The 15,799-nt window shown below is 58.4% G+C and carries 9 protein-coding genes; 1 reads left to right on the plus strand and 8 read right to left on the minus strand.

Translation table 11 applies throughout. The features are described 5' to 3' along the window. Window positions 1-134: 134 nt before the first annotated feature. From JNB88_RS09010 to JNB88_RS09035, 6 genes are all read right to left on the minus strand, one after another. Entirely contained in the window at window positions 135-1,025 is an 891-nt protein-coding gene (locus tag JNB88_RS09010) for a PaaX family transcriptional regulator C-terminal domain-containing protein (protein WP_220355152.1), read from the minus strand. Between the two features lie 112 nt (window positions 1,026-1,137). Beyond that, window positions 1,138-2,547 carry an HlyD family type I secretion periplasmic adaptor subunit gene (locus tag JNB88_RS09015; protein ID WP_220355153.1) on the minus strand — a complete coding sequence of 470 codons (1,410 nt, stop codon included), beginning with the start codon at window positions 2,545-2,547 and terminating at the stop codon, window positions 1,138-1,140. After that, entirely contained in the window at window positions 2,544-4,688 is a 2,145-nt protein-coding gene (locus JNB88_RS09020) for a peptidase domain-containing ABC transporter (RefSeq protein WP_220355154.1), read from the minus strand. Before JNB88_RS09020 ends, JNB88_RS09015 begins: the two co-directional genes overlap by 4 nt. A 37-nt stretch (window positions 4,689-4,725) precedes the next feature. Continuing rightward, window positions 4,726-5,034, minus strand: coding sequence for a hypothetical protein (locus JNB88_RS09025; RefSeq protein ID WP_220355155.1), 309 nt, complete (start codon window positions 5,032-5,034; stop codon window positions 4,726-4,728). A 26-nt stretch (window positions 5,035-5,060) separates the two neighbouring features. Continuing rightward, window positions 5,061-6,284, minus strand: coding sequence for a GTP-binding protein (locus JNB88_RS09030; RefSeq protein ID WP_220355156.1), 1,224 nt, complete (start codon window positions 6,282-6,284; stop codon window positions 5,061-5,063). A gap of 20 nt (window positions 6,285-6,304) precedes the next feature. After that, window positions 6,305-11,635: a DUF4082 domain-containing protein gene (locus JNB88_RS09035; RefSeq protein ID WP_220355157.1), complete on the minus strand. Its 5,331-nt coding sequence runs from the start codon at window positions 11,633-11,635 to the stop codon at window positions 6,305-6,307. 504 nt (window positions 11,636-12,139) lie between these two features. Between JNB88_RS09035 and JNB88_RS09040 the strand changes: the two genes are divergently transcribed. Continuing rightward, complete coding sequence (locus tag JNB88_RS09040; protein WP_220355158.1) at window positions 12,140-13,156, plus strand: LacI family DNA-binding transcriptional regulator; 1,017 nt, start codon at window positions 12,140-12,142, stop codon at window positions 13,154-13,156. A gap of 16 nt (window positions 13,157-13,172) precedes the next feature. Here the strand turns inward: JNB88_RS09040 and JNB88_RS09045 are convergent, their stop codons facing one another. Together JNB88_RS09045 and gspD are read right to left on the minus strand one after the other, a co-directional pair. Then, the gene (locus tag JNB88_RS09045; protein ID WP_338110977.1) at window positions 13,173-13,757 is read right to left on the minus strand and encodes a prepilin peptidase; all 585 of its coding nucleotides are present in this window, start codon (window positions 13,755-13,757) and stop codon (window positions 13,173-13,175) included. After that, window positions 13,757-15,784 carry a type II secretion system secretin GspD gene (gene gspD / locus JNB88_RS09050; protein WP_223217132.1) on the minus strand — a complete coding sequence of 676 codons (2,028 nt, stop codon included), beginning with the start codon at window positions 15,782-15,784 and terminating at the stop codon, window positions 13,757-13,759. Before gspD ends, JNB88_RS09045 begins: the two co-directional genes overlap by 1 nt. Between the last annotated feature and the right edge of the window lie 15 nt (window positions 15,785-15,799).

Below are 15,799 nucleotides of genomic sequence, written 5' to 3' on the forward strand. Positions count from 1 at the left end.
CGACCGATCGGTCATGTATTTAGCACGCGATATGTCACGCTTCAACGCAATTTTTCTGAAATTCTGTGATATTTGAAAATCCGCAACAAAATCCTAGCACGAAAGCAGTGTTGCCGGCCAAATTTGATTGATGGCTAGGGTATCTCTTGCAGCAGCGTTGTTAGCCGTCGGTCCGTCGCTGCGGTCTGGGAAGGCAACGGACCTGTGGCAGCCAGAAACGTCCGGGCCACGTGTGCATCGGCAGCGGGTGACAGTTGTCCATAAAGTCGTGCAAACAACCGCCGTGCTGTCTTTCCTGGCCAATTGTCAGGAAGTGCGGCGGCAGGGAGTCTAGGGTCGTGCAGATGAACCGTGCGGAAGCGGTGCACCAACAGCAGGCGGATGGTCAACGCCATGGCAGGCGAAAAATTGATGGGGTCGGCCGGGGCCAAAGTGCCGAACTGCGCGGAGAACGTCTCGTATGCCTGCGCATGAGCTGTCAGGTCAAAATACTCGGAAGCGAATTCTCGCAGGGCACTCGGATCCTCCGGCGGTTCTGCTCTAAAGATAAGGGCGGGGATTGTCGCAGTTATCTGCCTTGCGGGGCCCACCGCCAGACGGGCGCTGAGACGCGCATGGCCTGCACGCTTGAGTGCCTGCATTCCCTCTTCGACCGCAGACCCCGTCACATGGACAAACTGCCACCCACTCTCCTCAGGAGCGCCGAACAGAACGCGTGCGGCAGCCGCGAACTCGCTACCGGCCGACCGGGACAGGCGATAATAGCTGCGCCGTCCTTCCCGTTCTCCCGAAAGCTGCCCGGCGGCCATGAGCCGGGAGACGGCGGTACGCACGAGCGTCTCGCTGATGCCAACTTTCGCGCAGGTCTCGATCAGATTGCCGATCCACGCAATGCCTCCGCGCGGTTCAACGACGTCGCCGTAAATGGTCACGATAAAGCTCGCTGCCTTTAGCGGGCTTTCATCCAGAACGCGTCGTATCAACTCACTTGCCCGGGCATCTGCCGGATTGGTCGCTGCCGTCACCGATTCCTCCTTGGATGGTGGCAGTGCGACGTATCACATTGTTTCGGGCGCTGCACCCCCGCTGCGCAGGGGGGCATCGACCTGCTCTAAAAGCCGCCATGAACCCTCTATTCTAGCCTGGTTCGCGGATTGCGCTGTCGAGACCCCGCAATATGGGATAGAGGAAGTAGGAGATGATGGTACGATGGCCGACCATGATCTCAGCCGAAACCGTCATGCCGGGAAGCAGCCGCACGGGCTCATCCGAGCCTTTCAGCCTTGGGTCCGCGATCGGTATCCGTGCCTTGAAGTAGGGTGCTGCCGTCTGCGTCACTGCCTCCTGCTGCGACGGGGTGAAAGCGTCGCGGCTCACGGTTCTCACGGCCCCAGATGCGGTGCCGAATTTTTGGAATGGGTAGGCGTCAAACTTGATCCGCGCCTCCTTGCCGGAGGTGATGCGGCCAATGTCGCGCGTATTGACCGAGACCTCTGCTTCCAGTGGCACATTGAGCGGAACCAGCGTCACGATTGGCTCTGCTTCGCGAACCACGGAGCCGACCGAGCGCGCTGCGAGGTCAAGCACAACAGAATCGGCAGGCGCGGTCAAAACCACCATGTCGCGCCGAAGCTCCATCTTCTTGAGCTCCTCGGCGGCAGTGTCGCGCTGGCTGCGCAGGTCGACAAGCTGCTCCATGGCGGCGCGTCTAAAGTCCTCGATAAACGCCTGTCGATCTGCCTTCAACTTCGACAAGGTATGCTCGGCCTCAGCTGCCTTCCCCTGGACCGCAGAGAGACTGGTCTCGACATCAAGCCGGGCGTCTCGCGAGCCCAGGAGCGTTATCAAAGATCCACTCTCGCGATTGTAGAGCCGTTCCCTCGCGCCCTCGATCTCTGACAGTGTTTCGCGTCGATTGGTAAGGACGACCTCCTGGTTTCGGCTTGAAGTAATTGTCGCCGCCTGGGCGGCGATCTGTTGATCATAGTTCTGCAGCTGTGCCGTGTAGTAGGCAAGGCGCTGGCCAAACAGCTGCATCTGAAGCAGCTCGTCACGCGATCCACCTGCCGTGCGAGTGTAATCCGTACCAGCAAGTTCGGCCTCGAGGCGTTTCACCTGGGCGTCGAGTGCGACGAATTTTGTCCGCTGCTGATCGACATCAGATTGGCTGAAGGTTGCATCAAGCGTGGCAAGAGTTTGGCCCTTCTGGACGATTTCGCCAGCCGTGACATTGATCGTCCGGATGATCGAGGTTTCGAGCGGTTGCACAACGATGGTGGGTTGGGTGGTGATCAGCTTGCCGGGCGCAATGACGACCTCATCGATCGATGAAACGGATGCCCAGACGATAGCCGCCGTAATCAGCGCCGTGATACCGTAGAGTGTCATGCGGGCGACGCGTGGCGGCGCGCGTTCTTCAAGCTCCACGGCGTCTGACTGAAACTCCGCTATGGCGGCTGGCAAAGAGCGCCTGAGGGCCGGCTGCGTAACGGGAGCAGTTGTCGGAACAGGCAGGTTCTCTCTTGGTTTTTCAGCGCGGGCGTTCATGCTACCTGCCTCATCTGCTGGGACCAAAGGTGACGGTATGTCATGCATCGCGTGACCAGTTGGTCATGCTTTCCGATATCGGCGATCTTTCCGCGTTCGACGACGAGAATGGCATCGGCATCGACGAGCGTTGAGAGGCGATGCGAAACGATGACCACCGTTCGCCCGGCGGCAATCTGGCTGAGATTCTGACGAATGATCGTCTCGCTGTCCGGGTCGAGCGCGCTGGTGGCCTCATCAAGGATGAGCAGTTTCGGATCGGTGATGAGTGCCCTGGCAATGGCCAGGCGCTGCTTCTGGCCACCCGACAGGTTAGAGGCGTTTTCCTCCAGCATCGTGTCGAAACCGCGTGGAAGCCGTTCGATGAACTCTTCGGCACCTGCAATGCGTGCCACCTCCATGATTTCCTCGATGCTCGCATCCGGTTTTGCGGCTGCGATGTTTTCGCGAACAGTGCCGCGGAAAAGGAAGTTGTCCTGCAGGACCACGCCGGTGCTGGTGCGCAGATGCACGAGGTCGATTTCGCGACTGTCATAACCGTCCATGCGGACAATGCCTTGCTGGTTCTGATAAAGCCCCTGGATCAGTCGCGTGATCGTGGTCTTGCCGGAACCGCTCTTGCCAACAACACCAAAGACGGAGCCGGCCGGAATGTTGAAGGAGACGTTGTCGAGTGCCGGCGGACCATCCGGTCCGTAGCGGAACGTCACCTTGTCAAATTCGATGTTGCCTCTGAGGTAAGGGCGGATGCCACGACCGCGCCCGGCCTGCTCCGGGCGCTGGTTCATAATCTCGCCGAGCATGCGGACAGAAAGTGCAACTTCCTGGTATTCGTGTACCATCGTCACGATCTGGACAAGCGGGCCAGAGACGCGACCAGCCAACATGTTGAAGGCGACCAGTGCGCCAATCGTCATCGTGCCGTTAAAGACGTCCAGTGCGCCGAGCCCAATGATGGCAACGCTCATCAGTTTCTCGAGGAGCCCAGTCATCGATTGAGCAGCGGTGGAGATCTTCTCGACTCGAAAGCGCACGGAAATCGATTGCGCCGAATAGTCGTCCCAAGCACGCCGCTGGCGCGGCTCGAGAGCCAGCGATTTGACGGTGCGCATTCCGTGGACGGTTTCAACGAGCAAGGCCTGCCGGTCGCCTTCAGCCTTGTAGAGCGCCTGAAGCCGGCGCTGGAAGGGGCCGACGAGAAGCATGACGACGAGGCCGACAAGCGCTGCAAACCCAATGACAACGAGTGTCAGTTTGACGCTGTAGAGAAGCAGGATCGGAATGAAAACCAGCAGCGATACGCCGTCGAGGAGCGTCAGAAACAGTCGACCCGTGAGAAATTCGCGAATCCTGCCGGTTTGCTGCATGTGTTTGACAAGAACGCCTGCAGAGGCCTGCTCGAACAGTGCTATTGGGAGATTGAGTAGATGACCGAACGTGCGCGTCGCAATGCGTATATCGATCCTGTTGGTTGCATAGAGCAAGAGGTATCGGCGCAGGAAGCTGAAGGCCGCGTCGAAGACAAGTGCAATGCCGATGCCGATGGTCAGAACAGTCAGCGTCGCGTAGCTCTGATGAACCAGCACTTTGTCGATGACAAGCTGGAAGAAGATCGGTGTCATCAGACCTAGGCCGTAGAGGACAATCGCTGCAAGCGCAACGTCGCGGAAGAAGCTTCGCTGTTTGATGATCTCGGGGATGAACCAGCGAAAGCCAAAGGGTTGGTCTGCGTCGTTAAGGCCAAAGTTTCGCTTCATCATCACCACAGATCCACGCCAGGATCTGGTGAACTGCTCCTCGTTCAGGAGAATGAAATCAGGGCGCTCGGCGAGCGGGTCGAGAACCCTGATCTTTGCCTCCTCTTCACCCATGGCGGGTCCGGCAATGACGACCCAGTTACCGTTATCGAGTTCGGCTAGAACCGGGAAGGCCTCGCCCAACTGAAGTAGCGACGTCCAGGACAGGTTTATCTGTCGTGCACGCAGCCCAGCATCCTTGGCCATGCGCAGCAACTGCCGGATCTCGACCGGACGTTCGTCGACCGCATAGTCGTGCTGCAGGCGCTCGGGTGAAAGATCAACGCCGTGATGGCGTGCTACGAGAGCAAGGCAGTGTAGGTTGGTGTGCAAAAATGTACTCATGGCCCACCCGGGTGTCGGCGTTGAACGAAAGCTATTGTCAGTTGAAATTCGGCGAGGCGTTTGCCGAGGCGCCAGACGGCTGGACGATTTCAGCCTTGGGGCTCGATGGCAGATCGCCAATTCGGCGCACAGCACCGGCTTCGACCAGTCCGCCTAATGCCTTTTGCATCAGGTCAACCGCATTTGCAAAGGCGTCCACCGGCATGATGATGCGCTGCCGAAAGACCGGCTTCGGGTTGTTGCTCGCGTCGCGTTCCGTGGCCGACAGCGACATCAGATCGATGCGCACAATGGTGCCCGTAACGGTGATTTCGCCAATTCCGTCTGCATAAAGTTCATTGCTCATTGTCGTCTCCTCGTTGTGATACGTGATTATGGATGGTGATGCTGTAGGTGTTGCCAGGCAGGGAAGGGATCCGTGAGATCCCTGCCGAGATCCGGGTCAAAGCGCGACTGTTCTCCGATCAGGCAGTCATCAAGTGCGGCGCTAATTGCCTTTTGATCAAAGCCCGCGCCAATGAAGACGAGTTCCTGACGGCGATCGCCCCATGCCTCGTCCCAATGGCGGTCGAGCATCTCGCGAAATTGCGGATAACGCGGCCAGTGCGCCTTTGATACGCTCGCCCACCAGAAGCCCCTGGTGTCTGTGCGCCGCTGTGTTCCGGCAATCGAAAGCAGTCCGATTTCGTTCGGCCGGGTAGCAAGCCAGAAGTGACCCTTGGCCCGAATGAGGCCTGGCCATTGCTGTGCCAGAAAGCGATCGAGAGCTGCGGGGTCAAAAGGCCGGCGTGCGCGATAGACGAAGCTCGAAATCCCGTACTCTTCGGTTTCGGGAACATGATCGCCCCAGCCATAGAGCTCCTTGTGCCAATATGGGTGACGGGCCGACTTGGCCTCACTGAAAAGGCCGGTATCCAGAATGGTGGAAAGGGGCAGGTCACCGAAATCGGTCTCAACGACACGGGCATCGGGATTGAGCGCGGCAACGATCTGGCGCACGGTTGTGCGCGTTTCGGCGCTAACCTCGGAAACCTTGTTGATCACGACGACATCGGCAAATTCGATCTGCTCCACGAGCAGGTCGACGAGTGTTCGCTCATCGTCTGTGTCCCGGGTTTCACCGCGATCGCTCAAGAAGTCTGCGCTGGAGTAGTCTGCCAAAAGGTTTGCCGCATCGACAACCGAGACCATCGTGTCCAGCCTGGCAACGTCGCAGAGTGCGCTGCCATTTTCGTCGCGGAAGGAAAAGGTTGCGGCAATTGGCAGGGGTTCTGCTATCCCGGTGCCTTCGATCAGCAAGTAGTCGAAACGATTGTCGGCAGAGAGCCGACGCACTTCGCTCAGGAGATCGTCACGTAGTGTGCAACAGATACACCCGTTGGTGAGCTCAACGAGTGTCTCATTGGTGCGCGATAGGTTAGCACCACCGCCACGAACGAGCTCTGCGTCAATGTTGATCTCGCTCATGTCGTTGACGATCACAGCGACCCGGCGTCCTTCCCGGTTACGCAATACATGGTTCAGGATGGTTGTCTTTCCCGCGCCCAGGAAACCCGCCAAAACCGTTACTGGGAGGCGCTTGTCGCCACCTGTCATCGATACTCCTCCACTCGCTGTTACGCTGCGAGCTGCTGCCTGAATGCCACGTCCACATAGTAGTTTGTGCTGTTATAGCTGCTCGTCGGGAACAGCCCGCTCGAGCCGTAGGCGTAGACGCCGTTGCCGCCGCTCAACGCTGACGACATGGCCTGCAGATTGCCATTGGTCGTGCTGTCGCTGAAGTAGTTGCCCGTTGCCGAATAGTTGCCATTGGTGCTGTAGGATACGACGTATGTCGTATCGGCATCGATCGCGACCTGCTGCGAGAGATTGACGGACTGCCAACCGCTTGCTGTCTCGTTCGTGAATGTTGCACTTGCCAACAGCGTTCCGCTTGCCGTCCACAGGTAGCCGGTGTGAGGGCCGGTATTTTCTTCGCTCTTGTAGAAGCGAATACCAGTGATCCAACCTGCCGCATCGGACTGGAACTTCATGCCGAGGTTGACCGGACTATTGTCATTCACCGAGCTGATCGCAGGCGTGGTTCCCGCCGCAAAGACGTTCTGCTCGTTGCCCTGGTTCAGCACGTTGACCGATACATTGGCTGTCGACTGGTCTCCTTGCGGATCCTGCACCGTGTAGTCGAAGCTTGCAGCGCCGGTATATCCAGCCAGGGGAGTGAAGGTGATCGCGCCGGATTGACTGTCGAAGGTCACAGTTCCATTGATCGCGTTGCCAACGCTGGCAACCGAGATTTGATCCCCGTCGGGATCGCTGTCATTGGCAAGCAGGCTTGATGCCTGGATGACGATCGGGGTTCCGATCCCCGTAGAGAGGCCATTGTCATTGACGGCGACAGGCGCAGCGTTTTGATTTGATTGCTGGTAGATGACGTCGACCCAGTAGTTGGCCGAACTGTAGGTTTCCGATGGGAACAGCGTTCCGGTACCGTATGCATAGACGCCGTTACCACCGCTTGTCGAACTGGATGGTGCCGTCAAAACTCCGTTGGTATGGCTGGTCGTGAAGTAGTTTGGTGTTGCTGCATAGAAGCCATTGGAATGATAGCTTGCGACATAGGTGACGCCTGCTGAAATCGTTATCGGCTGCGAGAAGGTTACGGTTTGCCAACCGCTTGCTGTTTCGTTGGTGAAAGTCGCCGTTGCCAGAAGTTGACCGGTGCTGCTCCAGAGCGAGCCAACGTGGGTGCCGACGTCCTGCGCACTCTTGTAATAGCGCAAGCCGGTGATTTCGCCGCGCGCAGATGCCACGAACTTGACGCCCAATTCGACAGACGATGAATCGTTGCCAGCGGGAACGCTCGGTGTGTCTGAGGTGGCAAACAAGCCGGTGCCGGTAGCCTGGGCCCCGACATTAAGAGAAACAGTAGCCGAGGACGTTCCTCCGCGGCCGTCAGAAATCGAGTAGCTGAAGCTTGCAGCACCCGTGTATCCCGTTGTTGGTGTGAAGATGACGGAGTTGGTCTGGCTATCAAACGTCACAGTGCCGTTGGATGCACCATTGACCCCGGTGATGGTCAGCCCATCTCCGTCAGGATCGGTGTCGTTGGCAAGAAGACTTGCCGCCGCGATCGACAGGGCGGTGTTGGAATAGGTCGTAAACCCGTTGTCGTTGGCCGCGACCGGAGAATTGTTGACCGTGGACTGATTGAATACGACGTCGACCCAGTAGTTCGATGCCTGGTAGCTGGATGTCGGGAAGGTGGTATTGGCACCATAGGAGAACACGCCGTTGCCGCCGCTGGCCGTGCTGGACAAGGCAGTGAGCGCGCCGCTGGTATAAGAAGTCGTGAAATAGTTGGCGCTCGCTACATAGCTGCCGGTCGTGTGGTAGGAGGCAACGTAAGTCGTCCCGGCCGAAATCTGGATCGGTGACGTGAACTTGGCCGTCTGCCACCCGCTCAGGGACTCGTTCGTGAATGTGACAGTGGCAATCAGGGTCCCGTCCGCAGTCCATATTGAACCGGTGTGGGCGCCGGTATCGCCTGCGGCCTTGTAGAAGCGAATGCCTGTAAGCGTGCCGCTTGTCGAGGCCGTAAACTTCATGCCCAATTCCATTGGAGCATTTTCGTGGAAGCCCGCCCCGCTCGGGCCGTCGCCCGGTTGGAATAGCGATTGGCCGACAGGTCCTTCCTCGACGGTCAGGCTGACATTGCCCTGATCCGTTCCACCGCGCCCGTCGGAGAGTGTGTAAGTAAAGCTTGCTGGGCCAGTGTAGTTTGCATTCGGTGTGAAAATGACATTGCCGGTCTGCGTGTCCAGCGAAACCGTTCCGTTCAAGGCATTTCCGACGGACGTAATGGTAAGCGCGTCGCCGTTTGGATCCATGTCGTTGGCAACGAGCGAGGCAATCGAAATCGTCAGCGTGCCATTTCGCGAGATCGACAATCCGCTGTCATCTGTCGCGACCGGAACGCTGTTCGGCCCGGCATCGAAAATGACATCAACCCAATAGTTGGAGCCTCCAGGGCTGTTGCCCGGGAACGTGCCTGCGGTCGTGCTGTAGGCATAGACACCGCCACCGTCGACGGCCTTCAAAGGTCCGTTGCTGTACGTCGAACCGAAATAGTTCTCGGTAACCGAGAAGAACCCGTTGCTATGATAGGAGGCGACATAGGTCGTCCCGGCAGAGATCGCAATTGGGCTGGAGAACATGACGGTCTGCCAACCGGAGAGAGACTCGTTGACGGAGACACCAGTTGCGATCAGCGTTCCGGTGCTGCTCCACAGGCTGACGATATGCTCACCAGTGTTATAGAAGCCCTTGTAGAAGCGAATTCCTTCTACGAAGCCACCCGTTGTCGCCTGAAAACGAACCCCAAGCTCCACGGGATCGCGATCGATCGCTGTTTCCACCGTCGGCTTTGATGCAAGGGTCCAGAGACTGGATGTCTCTGGCAGGACAACGGTCACCTGTTTGCCGGCCGAAGGCGTTTCCATGTTGACGCTGTCATCAACGGCGCGCGACATGATGGTGTAGGTGCCACTTGCCTGCACATTCCAGCTATAGCTCCAGTTCTCACGGCCGGTTGCCTTGAACCAGTGTTGCCCACCATCCGTGGAGATCTCGATGCCAGCAATGATGCCGCCGCCGAAATCCTGGGCTGTGCCGGTGATTGTGACGCGCTGTCCTTCGACAAAACTTGCGCCGATAACAGGCGACGTAATCGTTGACGTCGGCTTGAGTGTATCCGTCGACTGCGTGGCCAAAATCAGGCTCGCATCCAAGGTCGTCGGCTGGATTCCCATATCCGCAAACATGTTGACCATGGCCTGCTGGACATTGGGATCCGTTGGTGTCGCGGGGCCCTCATGCTGGTCGTTCAGGCCCCATGACCAGAACACGGTGCCTGCCCCAAAGACCAAAGCGCCACTTTCGGCCCGATACATGGTCAGGCTATGCTCGACGACGGCATCACCAACCGTTGTTCCGTAGTCACGCAGGTAGCTGTTGACCGATACACTCGATAGAGAAAGGTTTATCAGTCCGTCTGGCCGGAAGCCATTTTCGACGTCGGAATCCCACTCGTAACCGAGCAGGTTCTGAACGAGATTATACGTCTCGCCAGGCTGGAGATTGGCAACGTCGGTGTTTCTCCAGAAGCGTAGGTTGGAATAGTCATAGGGGATGGAGATCGTGTCCAAGCGATAGCTGTCGACCGTGAACATGGTCCCGGTCAGGGAGTTCTCAGGCTCCTGTCCCGGGTCGGCATAGCGTGGATCACGCCAGGTGCCTGTGCCAATGTCACTCGGATCTGTGCTCGTTCCCCAGGTTTCCTTGTAACAGACCATGGTCCGGTAGGCCTGGCCGTTGCCGTCGATACTGCTTTCCCAGCGGACCTTCCAGTAGCACTCGTTGCCACTCCAGAATGCAAGGTTGACACCGGCGTCACGTGCGGCTTCGACATTGGCGCGCTGTTCGGCAGACCAGTATTCATCATGCCCGACCGACAGATAGGCCTGGTGGTTCAAAAGCAGGTTGCCATTCCTCGCGGCGTCCACCCCCGTGACATAGGAGACGTCATAGCCGTTCTGCTCCAGCCACTGGATGGCAGAGTGCTCGACGCCGAAAATGAAGTCGTGCGTACCGCCGATCGGGCTGGTGTTGGTTATGATCGGGCGGTTGTAGCTGATTGCTGAGGCACGGCCGATTGCGGTCAGGCCGCAGCTACAGTTTGGCGGCATGTAGCCGATCATATCTGCTGGATCGACGGGCACCTCGCCGTAGTAGAGGCTTGCTCCGCCCCAGGCGTTGTAAGCCTGCCAGGTCGTATCGGAAGTCTGGAAGACGATGTCACTTGTGGAGGCATCGTCGCGGACGACGAATGGAATGATGCTTTGTCCGGAAGTGCCGTCCTCGCGAACCAGCTTGGCAATATAGACACCGGATACTGCGTCGTCCGGAATCTCCCAACTGGCAGAAACAGACCAGTTTCCACAGTCGATGAGACCAAGCGACATATCGACGATCGGGTGTGGCTGTATCTGCGCCGTCGTCAGGGATTTGTCGATCGAGGCAACCTTGCGCGCACCATCGCCGCCATAATATCCAAGGCGGTATATGTCGATGCGGTAGTGTGTTGAATCAGTTGCAATCTTGAAGTCGACGGTCTGACCGATGTTGGTGCTGATTTCGGTCGCGAAGCCCTGAATGTTGCCATCACCGTCGCCGTCGATGCCCCATTCGCTGATCGGGTTGCCCTGCTTCATGTTTTCAAGGGCGATCTTGTTCAGCGTGGGAGCGGCGGTCGGTTCGGTTGGGGTTGCCTCGGCGGTTGTATCGGAGCCTGCCACCGCTGTCAGCGTTGTCAACGAGGCCGTTACCGGCACGGTCGCAGGCTCCGAAGTGGGTGTTGTTTCCACCTCGGCTGCTGGTACATCTGCTGCCAACAAACGCAGGACCGGAGCGGTGGACACATCACTTGCAACTGGGACCGGTAGCGTGACTGATGGGGCGCCCGACAAGGCAGGCTCCAGCGGAACCATAGTAAGGGTGGACGTGGTGGGATCCGGAGCCAGGACCGTGCGTGGTTTTACGGTTGTTTGTGCATCAGGATTGGAGGAACTCGTAGTCTGCGTTGCGGCGTCGGTTAAGGCGAGACTAGCCCCGCCGGTCGAGTCGCCTGTAGCGGCGGCACTTGCACCTGGTGTCGCTTGCGACGCGGCTGGGTTATCAATCGAAGGCGATAGTGTGGTTGTCGCCGGGGATCCCGTCAGAGATGTTACCGAGCCGACGGTGGTTGGGTCGGTAACTTGCGGGTTGCTGGCCGACGAACTCGCCGTCGCATTCACCAGGAGTGCACTGCCCGTTGCAACTGCGCTATAAACGCTCGAGGTGCCACCATACGCGCTCAAATAGTCGCGGCTTTTTATGTTGATCCTCAGCATGACAAACGCCCCCCAATCGCACTGCGATACATGTCCAGAAACGCTATCCTGTCATGTTTATCGCGAGAGAGAACGACAGTAATCTGCGGTATGGCCCCTCGCATGGCCTACGCCGATAGGCTTATTTATGCGTGTGCGTGGGAGATGTCGGATTGTCGACTGGAGTAAAATTACCCCCTATGGTTGTTAGTCGCTATTGGAGGATCATCCATGGCCCTTCCTGGAGGGTGGATATGCTTCGAAGATGGTTTTGCGCTCGCGATAGCCTTGATCCCTGACCGGTCTCACGAAGCGGATTGAGGTTGCACGTGCCAAGCCGTATGAGCTTTCAGTTTACGCGGCTGTGCGTTCCGCTTGGCCGCACTGGTGTGCAAAGAAACCGCTCAATAGATGAACGCTTTCAACTGCTTCGTTCATAAAAGTTTCATGTCGTCATGATCAGGGAAGCGCTTGTACAGCTTTGCAGCAACGTGCAAAGTCGTTGCAAGCGGGAGACCAAAACGAGTGTCTGAGAAGGTATTTGTAAGCGCCCAGGAAGTCGCTGACAGGGCTGGGGTCTCGCGCTCCGCCGTGTCGCGCACGTTCACGCCTGGTGCCAGCGTTTCGGCCGGGACCCGCCGAAGGGTCCTCGAGGCGGCCGAGGCACTTGGATATCACGTCAACGAGCTCGCACGGGGTCTGATGCGCAATGAGAGTGGCATCGTATGTCTCATCGTTTCCGACCTTGCCACACCATATCGTTCTGCGCTCCTGCGGGAGCTGACCTTGCTGCTCCAGAATGCAGGCAAGGTTGCGATGCTGATCAACACGGACCGCTCTGACGGGAGTGTCGACCATGCGCTTCGCCAGGCGATCCGCTATCGTGCGGATGCCTCGGTCATACTTTCCGGAATGCCGGACAAATCCATTACGCAACTGTGCCTTCGGACTGGACAAAGGCTTGTCCTCATTAACCGTGACGATGATGAGCCCGGTCCTCTTCGGATCAACCTAGACGATCGTGAGGCAGCCGGCCGGGTCGTCACCGCCTTCGTGAGGGCAGGATGCAGACGGCTCGCATTTGCCAATTCGGAGGCGAGGACACCGAGCCTGATGGCGCGCGAACAAGGGTTCGTTGCAGCGGCAGCTGCGCTTGGAATGGAAGTTTCCGTCGAGCGGTATGGCTGGACGGGCTACGAGGCGGGGAAAGTCCTGGCCCAGAGGATGTTGACGCGTGCTATGCGCCCGGACGCTGTCTTCTGCGCAACCGACCTTCTGGCCTGTGGGTTCATGGATGCGGCCCGCCATCAGTTCTCGATCTCGGTGCCTGGCCAACTGTGCATTGCGGGCTTTGATAACATAGAACAGGCGTCCTGGACCTCCTATGATCTTACAACATTCGCCCAGCCGGTTTCGACGATTGCTTCAAAGGCTGTCGAGTGGCTTTCTCAAGCTCGGGGGGAGAGTGGCGACAACAGTCAAGGGCGGTCGATCGAACTTCATGCGGAGCTGGTCTGGAGGGGGTCGATCCGAGGCGGCTGAGCATCCGGCGCTGACCTCAGGAAAAAGACAATGAGCTCCACTGCGCGATGTACCATCCGAACCAGATTGCTGGCGCGAGAAAGGATGCATAGGGAATATGGGCGCTTGCCGTCCAGCCGCCGTTCCGGATCGTTTTCAAAAGCACAAAAAAAAGTGCGGCCAGGGTAGCGAGAAGGACGACCAGGGCGAATTGCTGCCAGCCAACCCACACTCCTGCCGCCGCAGCCAGTTTTACATCACCAAGCCCCAGTCCTTCTATTCCCCGCAATCGGAAATAGCCCTCGCGTACAAGCAACAGTGCGCCTCCGGTCAATGTCGCATCGATGACGACAGTCAGCAATGACCGTGTCGCATCCTGCCCCAGCGGATCAACGCCGACAACGAAGGCGATCATGCCTGTTAGCGCCAACACGGCGTTCATAAGATCGGGAACTCGGAAATGCCGCCAGTCTTCGACGGTAATGGCGGCCGCCAGAGCGGCGAGAACTGCGGCAAGTAGCGTACGATCCAATGGCAGCGTTGCCAACCCGACGACCACCGCTGCCAGTGTTGCCAAGGCTACGGCCGTCAGGTGGAGAGGGATGGTTTTCGGCCACGACACTATCTAATCTTGCGCCCGCTCATGCCCCACATCTTAGACTGCAATTCCTGGGCGATGCTTTGCGCGTCGCGTCCATCACGGATAACCATTGGCCTGATCATGATCAGAAGCTCGGTCCGCTGGTTGCCACGGTTCTTGCTCCCGAAAAGGTTGCCAACGACGTTCAGCCGGTTAAGTCCGGGAATCCCATCCTTTCCGCGCTGCGCCTGTTCGCTGATCAAGCCACCAAGCAGGACGGTCTGGCCATCCACCACCGACACCGAGCTGGATATGCTTCGGTTGGAAATCGTTGGCGTGAGGCTGTTTGGCGAGGATGACGAGGAGATTTCCTGTTCAATCCGCATGGCAACCACGCCGTTCTCGGCAATGCGTGGACGAACGTTCATGATAATGCCGGTATCGCGATATTCCACCTGGTTGCTGACAGGGGCGTCCGCAGTATCGACGGGGGTAACAGTGCGCGTAATGATCGGGATCTGGTCGCCGACCTGGAAACGCGCGACTTCGTTTTCGAGGACGACAAGCGAGGGCGACGACAGGATTTGGACGTCGGTGACCGCGTCCAGGGCACTGATGATGACGTCAGGGCTGCTGTCACTCCCCAGGACGAAGTTGAAGCCGGGAACTTCGCGGGCAATATTGTCGGCAAGCACGTTGAACAGGCCGAAGGATCCCTGGTCGGTCCCTGCTTTCACGGATTTACTCTTGACGAAGTACTGCACGCCGAAACGCATATCGTCGGTCAGCCGAACCTCGGCCATCGTGACGCTGATTGCGACCTGCAACTGCGGCACGTCGATCCTTGTAAGCGCGCCGAGAACCCGCTGGCGCATTTCGAGGTCACCGTAGATTACGATCGAATTGTTCGAGGGGTCTGCCCGAATTCGCACAGAATCCGCACCGAGGCCGTTAGAAGCAGGCGCGCCAAATCGCGCCGGGTCTATTTCGGCAGTGTCCGTCCCTACATCAGGGGTAGCACCCGCATCGGCCGCGGCGGCAGCCGCATCGGTCTCCCCCGATGGCTGGGATGCAGGCGTACTTCCCTCCGTTTCCTCCTCGTCACTGGTCGAGAAGAGCCTTTGCAGCAGTTCGGCAATCTTCGTCGCGTCTCGATACTTCACGCGGTAGACGTGGACACTCTGGCCGAAGTCAGGATTCTCTCTATCCAGGCGCCGGACCCAGGTTTGTGCTCGCTCTGCCAGCGTACGGCTCTGCGATACGGCCAGGATGGCGCCAAGGCGCGGCATTGGCATGAACTGGATGGCGCCATTTTCCGTCCCCTTAGCCGCGAAAATTCGCTCGAGCTCGGGTATCACAGCCTCGGGTCTGGCGTTCTGCAAGGGCAGAATAGCGACGGCCTGATCCTTCATCCAGTCCACATCGAAGGCCCCTGCCGTTTCAATAGCGGCCTGGCGGTCAGCGCCGCTACCGGCGACGACAAGGAGATTGCGCGTTGTTTCGACGCGGATCGCTCCAGGTCTCGCGCCGAAACCATCAATCAGGCGGGCCAAGGTCTGTGCGCCGATGTAGCGGACTGGAATGATCGTGATGCCGAAGCCAGGACCGCTTCCCTTGACCGAGGTTTGACTGGCGACCGCCGAACCGACTTCGACGATCTGGTAGGTATTGTTGCGCCGGACGAGATCGGCGCCGTTCATATTGAGAAGCGTTTCCAGAATCGACAGCAACTCGCCCTTCTCAACCGGGCGAGCGGTGGACAGCGTCACGCTGCCTGACACTTTCGGATCGATCGTGTAGGTCTGACCAAGCGTATCCCCCAGGATCACCTGCACCACGTCCTTGAGGTCAGCTCCCTGGAAGTTCAGGTTGACTTCGTTTCCGGTAGCAGGCGTCTGGCCGGTGTGCATCGGGTCAACGACCCCATCGCCCGCGGTCACATAGGTGACGCCCTGAGCAGGATTGGATCTGCTGCCATTGCCAGAGGCGGTCACTCCGTCAGGACGCGGGGAGCGAGCCGAGAGGTCGGCGTTCGTAACGGAACCGAGAATTGATGTGGAACTGTCCATGGAGCCATGGTCAGG

The organism is Rhizobium cauense (genome assembly GCF_019511525.1).
Classification (GTDB): domain Bacteria; phylum Pseudomonadota; class Alphaproteobacteria; order Rhizobiales; family Rhizobiaceae; genus Rhizobium; species Rhizobium cauense.

What these genes read in the sequence shown, in the direction of transcription:
- JNB88_RS09015 (WP_220355153.1), bottom strand. Translation starts at nt 2,547, where the DNA reads ATGAACGCCCGCGCTGAAAAACCAAGAGAGAACCTGCCTGTTCCGACA.
- JNB88_RS09020 (WP_220355154.1), bottom strand. Translation starts at nt 4,688, where the DNA reads ATGAGTACATTTTTGCACACCAACCTACACTGCCTTGCTCTCGTAGCA.
- JNB88_RS09035 (WP_220355157.1), bottom strand. Translation starts at nt 11,635, where the DNA reads ATGCTGAGGATCAACATAAAAAGCCGCGACTATTTGAGCGCGTATGGT.
- JNB88_RS09025 (WP_220355155.1), bottom strand. Translation starts at nt 5,034, where the DNA reads ATGAGCAATGAACTTTATGCAGACGGAATTGGCGAAATCACCGTTACG.
- gspD (WP_223217132.1), bottom strand. Translation starts at nt 15,784, where the DNA reads ATGGACAGTTCCACATCAATTCTCGGTTCCGTTACGAACGCCGACCTC.
- JNB88_RS09030 (WP_220355156.1), bottom strand. Translation starts at nt 6,284, where the DNA reads ATGACAGGTGGCGACAAGCGCCTCCCAGTAACGGTTTTGGCGGGTTTC.